This is a genomic window from Cytobacillus sp. FSL R7-0696 (assembly GCF_038006865.1).
GTDB classification, from domain to species: Bacteria; Bacillota; Bacilli; order Bacillales; family Cytobacillaceae; genus Cytobacillus; species Cytobacillus kochii.
In genome coordinates this window covers 2,203,526-2,218,686 of record NZ_JBBOWA010000001.1, presented here as the reverse complement: position 1 = coordinate 2,218,686, position 15,161 = coordinate 2,203,526, and the positions used below count along the sequence as shown (strand labels likewise).

Annotated in this window: 11 protein-coding genes; 3 read left to right on the top strand and 8 right to left on the bottom strand. The window is 39.5% G+C overall.

The window, feature by feature from the left end:
- The first annotated feature begins 323 nt into the window (after positions 1 to 323).
- Positions 324 to 992 carry a DNA alkylation repair protein gene (locus MKX29_RS11405; protein ID WP_224937279.1) on the top strand — a complete coding sequence of 223 codons (669 nt, stop codon included), beginning with the start codon at positions 324 to 326 and terminating at the stop codon, positions 990 to 992.
- 243 nt (positions 993 to 1,235) lie between these two features.
- On the opposite strand, the gene MKX29_RS11400 is transcribed toward MKX29_RS11405, so the two are convergent.
- Genes MKX29_RS11400 through MKX29_RS11390 form a run of 3 tightly spaced genes read right to left on the bottom strand, consistent with a single transcriptional unit; the run spans position 1,236 to position 6,039 of the window.
- Positions 1,236 to 3,035, bottom strand: a complete 1,800-nt coding sequence (locus tag MKX29_RS11400; RefSeq protein ID WP_095371709.1) for an ABC transporter substrate-binding protein — start codon at positions 3,033 to 3,035, stop codon at positions 1,236 to 1,238.
- A 30-nt stretch (positions 3,036 to 3,065) separates the two neighbouring features.
- Entirely contained in the window at positions 3,066 to 4,565 is a 1,500-nt protein-coding gene (locus MKX29_RS11395) for an ABC transporter permease (protein ID WP_224937280.1), read from the bottom strand.
- A 13-nt stretch (positions 4,566 to 4,578) separates the two neighbouring features.
- Complete coding sequence (locus MKX29_RS11390) at positions 4,579 to 6,039, bottom strand: ABC transporter permease subunit (RefSeq protein WP_224937281.1); 1,461 nt, start codon at positions 6,037 to 6,039, stop codon at positions 4,579 to 4,581.
- Positions 6,040 to 6,159: 120 nt separating this feature from the next.
- Between MKX29_RS11390 and MKX29_RS11385 the strand changes: the two genes are divergently transcribed.
- The gene (locus MKX29_RS11385) at positions 6,160 to 7,917 is read left to right on the top strand and encodes an ABC transporter ATP-binding protein (RefSeq protein WP_341105575.1); all 1,758 of its coding nucleotides are present in this window, start codon (positions 6,160 to 6,162) and stop codon (positions 7,915 to 7,917) included.
- A 45-nt stretch (positions 7,918 to 7,962) separates the two neighbouring features.
- Here MKX29_RS11385 and MKX29_RS11380 read toward each other — a convergent pair whose 3' ends face one another.
- A complete protein-coding gene (locus MKX29_RS11380) occupies positions 7,963 to 9,273 on the bottom strand; it encodes a short-chain fatty acid transporter (protein WP_224937282.1) in 1,311 nt (436 codons plus the stop codon).
- Between the two features lie 277 nt (positions 9,274 to 9,550).
- Here MKX29_RS11380 and MKX29_RS11375 point away from each other — a divergent pair, with 277 nt between their 5' ends.
- Positions 9,551 to 10,468: a nuclease-related domain-containing protein gene (locus MKX29_RS11375; RefSeq protein WP_224937308.1), complete on the top strand. Its 918-nt coding sequence runs from the start codon at positions 9,551 to 9,553 to the stop codon at positions 10,466 to 10,468.
- 109 nt (positions 10,469 to 10,577) lie between these two features.
- On the opposite strand, the gene MKX29_RS11370 is transcribed toward MKX29_RS11375, so the two are convergent.
- The 4 genes from MKX29_RS11370 to hpaE all read right to left on the bottom strand — a co-directional run bounded on the left by MKX29_RS11370 (position 10,578) and on the right by hpaE (position 15,146).
- Positions 10,578 to 10,916, bottom strand: coding sequence for a hypothetical protein (locus tag MKX29_RS11370; protein ID WP_341105572.1), 339 nt, complete (start codon positions 10,914 to 10,916; stop codon positions 10,578 to 10,580).
- Positions 10,917 to 11,137: 221 nt separating this feature from the next.
- Entirely contained in the window at positions 11,138 to 12,127 is a 990-nt protein-coding gene (hpaD, locus tag MKX29_RS11365) for a 3,4-dihydroxyphenylacetate 2,3-dioxygenase (protein ID WP_341105570.1), read from the bottom strand.
- Between the two features lie 13 nt (positions 12,128 to 12,140).
- Positions 12,141 to 13,613 (bottom strand): 4-hydroxyphenylacetate 3-monooxygenase, oxygenase component, encoded by a 1,473-nt coding sequence (gene hpaB, locus MKX29_RS11360; RefSeq protein WP_341105568.1) that lies wholly within the window; start codon positions 13,611 to 13,613, stop codon positions 12,141 to 12,143.
- A 12-nt stretch (positions 13,614 to 13,625) separates the two neighbouring features.
- Positions 13,626 to 15,146: a 5-carboxymethyl-2-hydroxymuconate semialdehyde dehydrogenase gene (hpaE, locus tag MKX29_RS11355; RefSeq protein WP_341105567.1), complete on the bottom strand. Its 1,521-nt coding sequence runs from the start codon at positions 15,144 to 15,146 to the stop codon at positions 13,626 to 13,628.
- Positions 15,147 to 15,161 lie beyond the last annotated feature (15 nt).

Here is a 15,161-nt window from a genome sequence, read left to right as displayed (position 1 = left end):
TCAGGGGATTGAAATGATGAGTATGGCGGCAAACTAAATAAAAGTGAGTTTACTTAATAAATTATTTTGTGAATAGATGTTCTTAAACAAACGAGGCATTTCTTTAAAAAGAGATGCTCTTTTCGTAGCCAATTAAAAGGAATTGAATGTTTGTATTATATTAGAGATGGTTTTTCTTCTATTATATGTAGAGAAAGCTTTAATTCGATATATGCTACACTATAAATACGAGGAACTTTGGAGGCACACCACCACGGATTAAAATTATATAGACCATCACGGACATATTGTGAAACAGTGCTTTTAAAAAGGAGTTGGATAAAATGGATAAAAACAAAGATACAGAAATAAAGCGATCTTCAAAAGCAGAACACATTCTACTTCAGATCAATAGTAAAACGAAGCTAGGCGACTTACGAAAAATCGCGAAGGATATTAAAAAAGATCACGAACTAGCTATGGAACTTTGGTCAACTGAAGAGTTTTTGCCTAGACTATTAGCAATCTTAATTATGGACAAAAAACTTCTTTCTCAAGATGTGCTAAATAAGCTTGATAAGGATATGCAGACTCACACTCTTGATGAGCGAAATAACTTAATGGATTGGTTAATGGCTAATCAACTCACCAAAGACAAGAAGAAAATTGCATTGATGGAGTCATGGGAAAATAGTCCTTCTGCTCTTCAAAGGCGAGCTTTCTGGTATTATCAAGGGCGATTGAGATGGACTGGACAAACACCGCCTGATAACACCGCAGACTTGCTATCTAGATTAGAAGCTAATATTATGCAGGAGGAACCGGAAGTTCAATGGGCTATGAATTTCACCGCAGGCTGGATAGGCGTTTATGATGAAAAGAATCGTACACGTTGTATGAATCTTGGTGAGAAAACGGGTCTTTACAAAGATGAAAAAGTAGCAAAAGGTTGTACTCCCAGCTATTTGCCAGAGTTCATTGCGATTGAAGTGGACAAACGGCAAAATAACTAGTTACCTCAGGGGTTACTGTATTTGTGCACGGTGTAATACAAATTTGTTGCTTCAATATTAAATCACTTATCACGTAACCAATCAGCATTTTATATCGAAAGCAATGATGACTCTTGCTAGTGCGAAATGCCACACTGAAAATTGTTCTCCTCCTTTTACTGACCCCATCACTCAACTAGAACGATAGCTCCATACAAAAACCCCCCACAAATTCCTGTGAGGGGTATCTTTCATTTCTATCCTTTATTCAGCTTGATACTTACCTAAGAATTCCTTCACTTTATCAGCATCGGCTTTTAGTTCATTGCCAGTATCTACTAGTGGACTTACTGTAGATGAGGCTTTGATTTTATTACCTTGGTAGTAGTCGATGATTTCCTCTTGGTTGATAGAGTAAAGTACGGCTCTTCTTAGATCGGCACTTTCAGAAACGGCACGACCTTCTGTATTAAATAGAAGGTATGATACAGCATTACTTGGAATGCTTTGTAATTGTAGTTTGCTATCGCCTTCTACCGTCTCATATTTATTTTCTGGTACGCTGTATTGAATATGTGTTTCTCCGTTACGTAAGGCAGAAAGTGAGCTATCAATATCGGCAATGAAACGAACATTTACTTGATTAATATTTGGTTCATTTTCAGTATCCGTCATATAACCTGGGTTTTTGTAGAATACAGCTTCATAATCATTTTTATGAGATAAGATGTATGGGCCACTAGCATATAACGTATTGTCATAGCTATCGCCTTCAGTTACTGTGTTTTGGTCACCATAAGCGATGTCCTTGTTTACATCAAAGTCTTCCACTTTATACGTGTTGATTGATTCGACTTGTTCTTTTGATACAATACCTGCAGATTGGTGCGCAAGGTAGTTTAATACTTGTGGGAATGGTTCTGTAGTTGTTACTTTCACCACTTGGTATTTACCTGCTGCGTTATCTGCTGCATCATCTTCAGCAACTAACTCGGCAATCTCTGTATCTAATCCTTCTTCAAGTGCTGCTTTAACCGTACCCTCGCCACCTGAAGTTTGTACTTTCTCTAATTCTGAAACATCTGTCACAACTTCAGCTGTCTCAATATGCTCATGTAAGCTATATGTGCGGTGATCTGGTACAGAATTTTTATCCTTCGCACGTTCTAGTGAGAAGACAACATCCTCTGCACCAACAAGGTCATCTGTTTCTTCTGCTTTTTTATCAGTAACTTTGGCAAAATTAACGTCATCTCTTAATAAGAAATAATACTCAGAATTGCCATCTGCAATACTAAAATTACGAGATAGGGAACCATCAGCCGTCACAACATCATCATCTGTTAAGTTTACAAGGCGAATATACATATTCGAATTCAACATATTAATAGAACCATCGTTCCCTTTAATTGGGTCAAGGGAAGTCAGTGTTGAAAGTGTTTGCGATAATACGAGTGGATCTGATTCTCTCTTCGCTTCATCTTGGAAATCAATCGTTTCCCATGCTAAAGAGCGCGATTTAGAAAGGCGAACAGAATCTGGTACTAACACATCTTTATTCAATGCTTGTGTTTTGTAAGAGCTATATAATGGTGCAATATAAGCTTTATCAAATACAAGTTTTTCCTCGAATTCCTTATATGTTTTTGCGTATTCTTCTGGTGTTTCAGTACTTGCTTTATCTATCAACTCATCAATCTCTTTATCAGCCATAATGCTGTAATCTCCACCGCTAATAAACAATGAACGCACAGCGTAATCTGGATTTCCTGTTACAGTCGTCCAACTTGATAAAGCAACATCATAGTTTCCTGCATCTTGTTGTGCTTTAAAGCTACCATAGTCAGGTTGGATGTTTAATTTTACATCAAAACCATTCTTCGTTAATTGGTCACGAACAATGTTCATGTCCTCTTCACTACTGCTCATGCCAAGAATCTCTATTGATGGCTTAGAGCCATCACCACTACCTGAACCTTCATTCTCAACATCAGATTTTGTATTCACACATCCTGTTAGAATCAATGTAAATATTAACAAGAATGATAGTACCGCCTTTTTCATCTGCTTTCCCCCCTGAAAGTCTTTTATTTATTAATCAAGCTTAGGGTCAAGTGCATCACGCAACCCGTCCCCAAGAAAGTTAAACGATAAAACAAGTGCAATAATAGCAATACCAGGATAAATAGCTAAGTAGGAATGTGATTCTAGATAAGCACTACCTACTTTTAAGATATTACCCCATTCCGGTATATGCGGCTCAATTCCTAATCCTAAATAACTTAAACTACTTGTGGCAATTACTGCTCCTCCGATTGTTAACGTAGCCTTTACAATCATTGGCGCCATACTATTTGGGACAATTTGTTTAAAAATAATCGATAGATTACTTGCTCCGAGCGCACGAGCCGACATAACATATTCCATATTGGAAATCATCAGCACATTTGCTCGCATCGTTCTTGCATACGTTGGAATTGAACCAACACTTAAGGCAATCACTAGTGTCGTTGTGCTTGCCCCGAAAGCTGCGATGATGACGATCGCAAGTAAAATACCTGGAATAGCATATAATACATCTAATAATCGCATTAAAATATTATCCGTGCGTTTCCCATAATAACCAGAAATAGCACCTAGAATCCCACCAACCACAAACGGAATGAAGGTCGATAAAACCCCTACAATCAGAGAGATCCTGGCCCCAAAGACAATGCGCGAGAACACATCGCGACCAAAATTATCTGTACCTAAAGGATAGGCAAGACTTGGCATTTGTAATGTAGCACCATAATTATTATCAACCGCCATACCATAATCGAAGGTCCAATAACTGCAAATCGATAAAGAGAAAATAAACAGAATGAAAAATAATCCTAGCATCGCTGTCATATTACTCGCAATTTTCTCCCACATCGCATACCATTTAGCAACAGTAGATGGCGTTTTGCTGAACACTTCTAATAGCATAAATAAACCTAAGGCAAGGGCAAATAAATTACCGGTTAAAGAAGTAAGTATTAATAGGATTCCTACAGACAACTTCCATTTCGATAATTGTCCGTTATCTTTTATTACTAAAAGGAGTACAACCAACTGAAAAACGAAAATGGCCAGTAACAAAAACATACCCATGAGGAATGTATTCGCTACGTAAGGTTTAAACAAGTTTAATGAAGATACCGCAATCACGTAGAATTGCGTCATCAACATAAACATAGTAAATAAGTATTGTGGGCTTTTTTTCTTTTTAATAAGACCAAATGCAAAAGCGGTTGTGAAAATATTACCCACCAATACACTTAATAGTTGGAAATAACCCCACATTCTTGTCGACGAGCGTATAACGCCATCTCTTTTCAAATCCCGCTTCACTTGATAAGCAATAAAAGATTGAATGATAGAGAAAACGGCATAAGCAATAAATAATGAAAAGAAAACTGGCTTGATTGCCCCTGTTGAAAAATCAATACCTGCAAGCAAAAAGATCAGCGTTAAGGCAATAGAGACAACAAGGGCAAAGTTGGCCTGCGCATATTCAGATGTCGCCTTTAAGGCGAATTTTTTTAACAAGCTATCTTTATGAGTAGACATGCTGCACCTACTTTTAATATTGTTTCATTTTTGAACGAATTCTTGGATCGATAAATGCATATAAAATATCAATCAATAAGTTCACTAATGAGATTGTAATGGCAATATATACAACACCGCCCATAATAGCGGGAATATCAGGGATAAATTGTTTATCAACAATATAACTTCCAATTCCACTAATATTAAAAACTTTTTCTGTAACAGCAGCTCCACCGAGCATACCGCCAAACATTAAACCAATGACAGTAATAATTGGTATCAAAGCATTTCCAAAAGCATGGCGCCAAAGTATGCGGCGTTCATTAAGACCTTTTGCTCTTGCAGTAATAATATAATCTTCATGGATGACTTCTAGCGTAGATGAGCGAGTCATCCGAGCAATGGAAGCCATTAAACCGGTTCCCAGGACAACCGCTGGCATGATAATCGAAAGCAAATTACCTGGTGTAAAAGTAGCCGGCAGCCACTGTAACTCAATCGAAAATGTTAAAATAAAGATTAAACCTTGCCAAAAATTCGGAATCGATAACCCAATTAAAGCTACGAACATAAGGGTATAATCTAAAAAGGTATTAGACCTTGTAGCAGAAATGATTCCAATAGGAATGGCAATAACAATCGCTAAAATTAAGGCAATAAACGTTAGTAATAGTGTGATTGGAATTTTTCTAGCGATGGCATCCACAACATTTTCATTTCCGGCAAAAGAAGCACCTAAATCAAATGTGAAAATACCTTGAATTGCTTGCCATAATTGAACCCAATACGGTTGATCTAACCCATAAATTTGGTTAAATGTCGCGATCTGTTCCTTAGTAGCCGTTACTCCCAAAATATTGGCAGCTGGATCAAACGGTGAAATATACAAAATCGTAAACACAAAAAAAGCGACCCCAACAATAACAAATAGGGTGGAAACAAGCCTTTCAAAAATATACTTTATATACGGATTCATATACAAGAAAAGGAGGGTATAGAACAATAATCCAGGTATGAACGTTAGAACAACAAATACTGGATGTTCTAATAATGATCGCATGATACTTGCAAAAGTTAATTGATCTTCTCCTCGCTGTGCTAATTCCTCCTGAACTTTATCCTCTACTACCTGAAGAAACTCATCCTCTGCTCTCTTTTCAGCCACTTGTTTCATTTTCAACTCATCTATCTTTTGCTGAAAGAACGTTTGCTTTCGCCTTTGCTGTTCTATATGTTTCGTAATTAATTTTTCCTTTAAACCGGCTTCTGTGCATGCTTGATGGAGCTCACGCCATAACCGCTGATAAGCGTCATCTTTTCTCTTTATGAGGTAAATAATGAAGCTAATCACATAAACTGGTAAACCTATAATCAACATCGCCCATTTTAAAAATGGGTATTGGTTCATTTTCCCAAAGGTTTGACTGAGTGTCGAAAGCACATTAGGAACGCTAGATGAATGTATCTGTGGCGCATTATTGACTGTATTCATTCATCCGTTCACCCCCTTTAGTCCCGATAATTCCTAGTTGTATACTATATTTTAATTCTAGTATAATATGACTGTCAATATTGTTCGAGAGTAAACATCAAAGTTTGGTAGGTGGAGAATGTGGAACCGTTATTAAAAATAGAAAATTTACAAGTATCCTTTATGTCTCGAGAGAAGGAATTTGAAGCTGTCAAAGGTGTCAGCTTTACTGTCAATAAAGGAGAAACATTAGGCATTGTCGGTGAATCAGGCAGTGGCAAGAGTGTCACTGCCCGCTCGATTATGAGACTGCTCCCGTCTCCTCCTTCCCTTTTAAAAGACGGCGAGATTATGTTTCTCGGTAAAGATCTGGTCAATGCAAGTGATCAAGAAATGGAAGCGATCAGAGGGAAAGATATGAGCATGATCTTCCAAGATCCAATGACCTCGTTGAATCCAACGATGCGTATTGGTCAACAATTAACTGAAACAATGCTAAAACATACAAAAGGATTAGGTAAAACTCAAGCAAAGGCTGAAGCCATTGAGCTTTTAAGATTAGTAGGGATTCCAAAGCCAGAAGTTCGTTTTGCCCAATACCCACATGAGTTTTCTGGCGGGATGCGGCAACGGGCAATGATTGCTATCGCTCTTGCTTGTCGTCCTAAGCTACTCATCGCTGACGAACCAACAACAGCACTTGATGTAACCATACAAGCGCAAATACTGAACCTAATGAAGCATATGCAGGAAAAATTCGGTACTGCGATCATTTTAATCACCCATGACCTTGGCGTTGTTGCTGGCATGTGTGACCGTGTTGTCGTAATGAAGGACGGGGAAATCGTTGAAAAAGGCACAACCGAAGAAATCTTTGAGCATGCCACTCACCCTTATACATTACGATTACTCAACGCTTTACCAAAGCTTCATGAAAAAAAGAAAGCAAAACCAGCACCGCGTATTAGTGAAGATATCAATGCAAAAGAACCCCTTCTCGAAGTAAAAGCATTGAAACAACACTTCGATTTAGGCAAAGGCCAAGTGTTGAAGGCTGTTGATGATATTAGCTTCTTTATTAAACCTGGTGAAACACTTGGTCTTGTCGGGGAGTCTGGTTCAGGAAAGTCCACCACCGGGCGTGCGATTTTAAGATTAAATGAACCAACTGCTGGTGAAGTGTTGTACCAGGGTATTCCTGTGAATCAACTAACAGCAAAGGAAATGAAGATGATGCGCAGACATATGCAAATGATTTTTCAAGATCCTTATGCTTCATTAAACCCGCGCTTTAAAGTAATTGATATTATCGGTCAAGCACTAGATATTCATAAGCTCGTAAAAAATAAGCAAGAACGCCGGAAACGCGTAGAAGAATTACTAGAAATGGTGGGTTTGGAGAAGGAACATGCAATGCGTTATCCCCATGAATTTTCTGGGGGACAAAGACAGCGAATTGGGATTGCCCGCGCACTTGCCGTCGAACCAAAATTCATCGTCTGTGATGAGCCACTCTCTGCACTAGACGTATCCATCCAAGCGCAAATCGTTAAATTACTTGAAGACTTACAGCAAAAGCTTGGATTGACCTACCTATTTATTGCCCACGACCTCTCCATGGTTAAACATATTAGTGACCGTGTAGCCGTTATGTTCGGGGGAAAAATCGTCGAACTCGCAGAAAGTGAAGAACTCTATGCTAACCCGCAGCACCCATATACAAAATCACTACTCGCTGCCATCCCAATCCCTGACCCAGCGATTGAACGGCAGAAAAAACGCGAAACTTTGTCCGCACAAGAAGAGCGACGTGAGGAATATCAACTCGATAATGCTGAACTTGTGGAAGTAACGCCTGGGCATTGGGTTGCTCAGCCGAAGGTAACAGTGGAAATATAAAAGAAAAGCCGGCCATTTTCGGTCGGCTTTTCTTTTATAAATTCTCTAGTAGACAAAATAGATAAGAATAGTAGTAATCACCCCGACCCAAACACTCAACAAAATGCAATACCCCATTATATGGCGAATATGCAGACCAACAACACTTAAAATAGGTAGAGCCCAAAAGGGTTGAATGAGATTCGTCCAACCATCTCCCCAACCGACAGCCATTGCCGTGATGGCATGATTTACTCCTAGCTGTGCTCCTGCCGCTACTTGTAATGGACCTTGTAATGCCCACTGTCCTCCACCAGACGGGGCGAGTAGGTTCACCACGCCTGCAGTCCAATAAGTAAAAACACCAAAAGTATCTGATGTGGCCACATTGGTTATCCAATTGATAATAGACTCAGCTATCCCTGAGCTACCAAGTACCGCAATAATGCCAGCATAGAAAGGAAATTGCAAAATAATCGGTGATATCGATGAGGCCGCATCCTTAAAAGCTTCTGCATATTGAGTAAGCGACTGATGAAATAATAAACCTAAAGATAGAAACGCAAGATTAATAATATTTAAATCTAAATCTCTACCATTCCAAAATGAAACCAGTAAATAAATAAGTCCAATCAAACCTGTTACCGTTCCCCAAACCTTCGATCGCTCTAACTTCATAGCCGGACTATCTATTTTCTGTTCCTTTTGTCGAGAAGTTACCTTTTTTTCTTTTTCTACAAAAGGAATAATGTCTTTTTTTGGTGCCATTAATATGATGAATAGTGGCATCGTTATCACTAAGGCAATAAGAATCGTCATTGTACCTGGATGGAATATTGTCTCGGAAGTAGGAATGACACCAATAGCACTTTGAAGAAAATGACCTTCTGTTGCCACTGATAATCCAATTGAACTCGATAAACCAGCTGTGTACAATACCGTGGGTGCATATGCAGCTGCTACCAGTAATGGAAAATGCGCCTGCTGATTTCTTTTACCAACCTCTCGGGCGATGATTGCACCGACAATGACCGCCAATCCCCAGTTAATATAATAGGCAAATGAGGATACGAGAAAGGTGAGAATATAAGCTTGATTTGCACTTTTGGCTAATGATGCTACACGGCTGAGAAAACGTTGGATAAAAGGGACTTTAGCTAATGCCATTCCCGTCATTAATAATAAAACCATTTGCATAGTAAAGGTTAAATAAGTCCAAAAGCCATCACCGAAAGACTCCACAATCATCAATGGCTCACTTGGATTCATGATTAAAGCAAGGCCCATCATGAGTAACATCAGGATAACAGCAATGACAAAGGCATCCGGTAAAAATCTCTCAACCATTTTTGAAAAACGGTGTGCTAATCGATTCATTCCCTACTCCCCCTAACATGCTCGTCAGCACTAGGCTGTAGTACATGGTATGAACGAGGGAAAAGGGATATACGCTTTATTTTCTCAAAAAGTTTGTCCGGAATAAAGAAAGTAATTGAGTGGTCATCAATACAAAAGTTCATTACTACCTATAGTAAAATCTAAATCATATAGCACTTAAGAATCTCTCACTTGCTCCAATGTAATAGTTAACATGGCGAACTTTCTCCTTTATAATATAAGAAAAAGTAGGAAAGGATGATTTTGATTGCCCATTATGAAACCGCTATACCCTCCCCAACAACTCCGTTTTCTTCTTGCACTCCATGCTCGAAAGGAATTATCTTCAGACCACCTTCATCACCTACAAGCAATGAAAAAAGGAGCAGATGGTGAAATACGTTGGACAACCCTCTTAAGCGAACTGCCAGATGACATTCCCATTCTTTATGATCTCAATTTTGAGATTAACCAATCCATTATTCAATTAGATGCTCTTTGTATTCTGCAGAATAAAATAGTTATTTTTGAAATCAAAAATTACAGTGGTAATTATACACTGGTTGGTGACCAATGGCTTAGTCCTTCAAAAAAAGAAATGAAAAGTCCACTCATCCAAATCAAACGAAATGAACCGCTCATTCACCAGTTTCTTAAGAGGTACCAGCTCCCCATTCCCTTTGAATACCACCTCATATTCGTTAATCCCCAATTTATTTTATATGGTGCAAAACCAAATGGAAATATCATTTTTCCTGGACAAATCCCACAATACCTTGACTCATTAAAAAAACAAACTGTCTCTCCAACATTACTTCACACTAAAATCATCGAGACATTATTAGACAACCACAAAAACAAACTAAACATGCTTGTCAAACCAGAATATCATTATGAAGAATTAGCGAAGGGCGTGTTTTGTAGTAAGTGTTGTGGGAGGATGGAGCGATTGAGTAAAAAAAGGTTTAAATGCAAGAAATGCTCCCATTCGGGATTTGTAAATGACATCATCTTCAACAATATTAAAGACTATTCAATCCTATTTCCTGAGAGGAAAATTAAAACATTAGATATATACGAGTGGATTGGGAAGCAAGTAAGCACTGCTATTATTCATAGAATATTGCAGAAAAACGCTAAAAGACTCGGAAATGGCCGAGCAACCTATTATGAACTCATAAATAGCAATTTTTAACCGTACCTCAGGTCATGAAAGTCCTTGATTAAACAAGAGGCTAAACACTTTTTTGACGATTTGGGGCAAAGCCATAAACAAATGACCCGAAGGAGGAAAAGTCGTGGCTTTACCTTTTTTCCCTACTTATCTTTTCTTTCATAACTAGATTAGTCGCGACCTTCTCTTTTTCTCTACTTACCTTTTCTTTCACAGCCAGATTAGTCGCGATTCTTCCTTTTACCCTACTTATCTTTTCTTTCACAACGAGATTAGTCGCGATTCTTTCTTTTTCCCTACTTATCTTTTCTTTCACAACGAGATTAGTCGCGATTCTTCCTTTTACCCTACTTATCTTTTCTTTCACAACGAGATTAGTCGCGATTCTTCCTTTTACCCTACTTATCTTTTCCTTCACAACGAGATTAGTCGCGATTCTTCCCTTTACCCTACTTATCTTTTCCTTCACAGCCAGATTAGTCGTGATTCTTCCCTTTACCCTACTTATCTTTTCTTTTCAACTAGATTAGTCGCGACTCTCTCTTTTCCTCTACTTTTCTTTTCCATCCAGATCAGTCGCGACTATCCCTTTTTTAGATGAAACGACTCGCAGTCATTCTATTTTCAAAAAAATTAGCTTTCTTACTAGAAATAGAGGGAGTGCTTCCAATGAAGACTCCCTCTCCACCATTACACAATAAATATCGGTTTAGCCTGCTTCAATTTCGCTGCCACAGTTTCAAGTGGTTTGCCAGTGTGTACATCTAGAACGGTTGATGCTTCATTAAACCAACAGTCCGGTGCTGCTGCACCCCAGAATGTTTGGCGGCGTTTGTCGTTGAGCTCCCAACGGATTGGTTTGAAGTCGGGATCGCTCGTTAAATAATCGCCATTATATAGCTCGATACGGTGGCCATCTGGGTCTCTTAAATAGAGGAAAAAGGCATTGGATAAGCCGTGTCTTGCTGGGCCACGTTCAATATTTTCTGCATAACCCAGTGCTGCTAGCACATCACAACCATGAATTAAACTCATCGGATCGCTGAGCCAATAGGCGACGTGATGTACACGAGGGCCTTCCCCATTCATAAAGGCGACATCATGGACGGATGGTTTTCGATGAATCCAGGCTGCCCAGATTTTATCCTCTTCAGTTGCCGTGTATTCTGAACAAGAGAAACCGAGTTCTTTTGTATAAAAATCATAAGCAGCTTCCACATCAGAGACCATATTATTGAAATGGTCAATCCGTTGGGCCTTTGCGCCTTGATATAAATCGTAGCGTTGTAATAGGCGCTCAACTGTATCCATTTTCGCAAAAAATTCTAACGGGATTCCTGAGACATCCTGTACCCGTAAAGCCCTGCCAATGGCATGCTGGCTGCCCTCTTCTAACCACTTTGTCTTCATACCGTGCTTTTCAAACATAGCTGCCAATGTATCTAAATCGGCATCTGACCTTACTTTATAGCTAGTGACTTCAACATGTGGTGCGTCTGCTTTCTTCAACACTAGACTATGATGAACATGTTCCTCTAAGCCTCTTAAATAAATCGTATTTTCATCCGATTCGGTTTCTACTAAACCAAGTCCTTTGATATAAAAATCACGAGATCGTTCTAAATCGGTCACATGTAAAATCGCTCTAGCCGTGCGAATAATATCAAAATCTACACTCATCACGCGCTCCCCCTTATACTTTTAAAAACTTTGAATTGGACGCTTTGCCTAAAAAGTCTTGTACTCTGGCCTTTAGCTCATCCTTTGCTTGATAATGATCAAAGTAGGTCATCCCCATACGGATAGGATCGCCGAAGAAGTAGTATTCATAATGCATTTGCCTGCTACCAAATGCACTCATCGTGATATCCCAAGCCAACCTAAATAGTTGAACTCTCTCGTAACCTTCTAGATTCTTCCCTTGTAATCCACGGTGAATAATATCACCAATTTCTTCATTTTGAAAATCAGCTTGTGTCGGAATTCCCATTAATCCAGATGCACCTAGTACACGCAGAATTTCTATGAGACGAGGATAAACTCTTGGGTACCAGTTGCGCGCAGCATCGAGTGCCTCGTAATCAGGTGTCATGGTGCCCCACTTATCGAGCTTTGCATTATGTTCAGCACGGTACATATGAGATTTCATCGTTTCAAGTGCCAACATGATTTCTGTTCCTTTGTCTTTCACATGTTGGAAACTATCAATACCAATGGCATCCATCATCGACAAAGCTACCCCGAGTATAAATTCTGTCTTAATGATATTTTTTGAAACGACTTGGTGCGACATATGCACGACCGCATTTGTTTCGCGGAAGGTGCGGTTACAAATTGATGAATTCCCGCACACAAATACACGCTCCCACGGAACAAATACATTTTCAAATGATACAATTGCATCTCCTTCTTCAAAACGGGAGCTAAGTGGATGGTCATAACTATTCCTCCCATAATCGAATGATTCCCTACTAATAAACTTCAATCCTGGGGTATTATTCGGAATAGCAAACGCTAAAGAATACGGATCATCCAATTCACCTGCTTTTTTCACAGTCGATGGAAATACAAGAATTTCATCAGTGATACCGCCTTGCGTTGCTAATAAACGGATACCATCCACATATATTCCTTCATCTGTTTTCTTCACTAAATGGAGAGCGACATTGGCATCCTTCTGTTCATGTTGTGCCTTAGCCCTGTTCACTTGTGGATGAATCAATGTATGTGTCAAACTAATATCATTTTCCCTAGCAAATTCGTAATACTTACGTGCGTTTTCTGCGAACATCGGATCTGCTTCAGCAAATAATTCATTTGATACACCCATAGCCATCACTTCTGCATTCAAGTAATCGGGTGAGCGGCCCATCATACCACCTGATGTAAGGGCCCACTCTTGAATGGCTTCTCGTCTTTTTATTACATCTTCAATCGTTTTTGGTTGCAGCCATGTCATTCCTACTTGTTCACCTGTTGTTGGTGACGTGTAAAGCATTTTTTCCGGTTTTTCAAACTGCAAATCATATAGATCTGCCATTGATTTCACGACACCTTTTAAACCAGGATGTGCTGTTACGTCTTGCACTCTTTCGCCGTGCAAATAAATATTATTGCTCGCCTTTTTTAGCCGCTCGATATATTGCTTTCCATTCTTTGCCCCCATCTATTCCCCTCCTTATTTTTTCTTACCGAATTGTGGAATATGGTGATCACTTATGGCGACATGAATGACCTTAGGTTCTGTATAAAATTCGAAAATGGCATAATGTCCACCTTCTCGTCCGATACCACTCGCCTTCGTTCCACCAAACGGAATTCGTAAATCCCGTGTGTTTTGCGAATTAATCCAAATCATTCCTGCCTCTACAGCTTGGGCCACACGATGACCACGCTTAATATCATTCGTCCAAACGAAGCCAGCTAAGCCGTATTTTACGTCGTTTGCCACTTGGATGACCTCTTCTTCTGTTTCAAATTCAATCACAGCCATCACTGGTCCGAAGATTTCTTCCTGGCAAACTTTCATATCATTCGTCGCGTTTAATAATAAAGTTGGTGGAACATAATTACCGGCAGAGAATGCTGATGGCACATCCCCTTGGAAAACGTCACAGCCTTCTTCTCCCGCGATTTCAATATATTTTTTCACTTTGTTATAATGGGCTGTTTCAATCAGCGGGCCAAGTTCTGTGGCCTTATCCATGGGATCACCAACGACGATATTCTTCACCCGCTCTTTAAGTGCTGCAACGAACTTATCTTTAATATTCTTGTGCAAAAACACGCGGGAGTTCGATGTACAGCGTTCACCGTTAAAGGAGAATATTCCCCAAACAGCTGCATCAAGGGCGCGATCTAAATCGGCATCCTCAAAAACAATCAACGGTGATTTCCCCCCTAATTCCATTGAGGTTTTCTTCAACGTATCGGCAGCATTTTTAATAATGGTTGAACCAGTCGTTGTTTCACCCGTAAATGAAATCGCTTCCACATCTGGATGACGCACAAGGGCATCACCTGCTGTTTCCCCGAAACCATGGACAATATTGAATACCCCTTTAGGTAAACCTGCTTTTTGAATCACTTCAGCCAGTTTATTCGCCGTTAATGGAGATAGCTCCGCAGGTTTAAGGACGACCGTATTCCCAGTCGCTAATGCCGGCGCCACCTTCCATGTCTCTAACATAAATGGGGCATTCCATGGCGTAATTAACCCCACAACCCCAAGCGGTTTGTAGATCGTATAATTGATAAATTCATCGTCCACTTGGTAGGCTTCACCATGCAAGGTCGATTCAACCATTTTCGCGTAAAATCGGAAGTTCATCGCTGCACGTGCCGCTTGTTTTTTCGTTTGGCTGATAGGCAACCCTGTATCAATCGCTTCTAATCTCGCAATCTCTTCTGCTTCTTCATCAATAAGGTCAGCAATGCGGTTAATATATACCATCCGCTCTGAGATTTTCATCGTTTTCCAAATTGTCTCGAAAGCTGTTTTCGCACTCTCCACTGCAACATTAATATCTTCCTTATCGCCTTCAGCTACAAGATTAATCGTTTCATTTGAAAAGGGACTTAGATTGGCAAATGTTTTCTTTGAAACACTATCAACAAATTCACCATTGATAAATAGGGATACATCCTCAACTGCAAAATTTTGCTTTGATTGATTCGTCTCGGTCACATGATTAGTCATATTGTTTCACTCCTT

Bases quoted from the DNA above. Each gene is read 5' to 3' on its own strand.
- MKX29_RS11400 (WP_095371709.1), bottom strand. From the start codon at position 3,035: ATGAAAAAGGCGGTACTATCATTCTTGTTAATATTTACATTGATTCTA.
- MKX29_RS11390 (WP_224937281.1), bottom strand. From the start codon at position 6,039: ATGAATACAGTCAATAATGCGCCACAGATACATTCATCTAGCGTTCCT.
- hpaB (WP_341105568.1), bottom strand. From the start codon at position 13,613: ATGGGGGCAAAGAATGGAAAGCAATATATCGAGCGGCTAAAAAAGGCG.
- hpaE (WP_341105567.1), bottom strand. From the start codon at position 15,146: ATGACTAATCATGTGACCGAGACGAATCAATCAAAGCAAAATTTTGCA.
- hpaD (WP_341105570.1), bottom strand. From the start codon at position 12,127: ATGAGTGTAGATTTTGATATTATTCGCACGGCTAGAGCGATTTTACAT.
- MKX29_RS11395 (WP_224937280.1), bottom strand. From the start codon at position 4,565: ATGTCTACTCATAAAGATAGCTTGTTAAAAAAATTCGCCTTAAAGGCG.
- MKX29_RS11375 (WP_224937308.1), top strand. From the start codon at position 9,551: ATGAAACCGCTATACCCTCCCCAACAACTCCGTTTTCTTCTTGCACTC.
- MKX29_RS11405 (WP_224937279.1), top strand. From the start codon at position 324: ATGGATAAAAACAAAGATACAGAAATAAAGCGATCTTCAAAAGCAGAA.
- MKX29_RS11380 (WP_224937282.1), bottom strand. From the start codon at position 9,273: ATGAATCGATTAGCACACCGTTTTTCAAAAATGGTTGAGAGATTTTTA.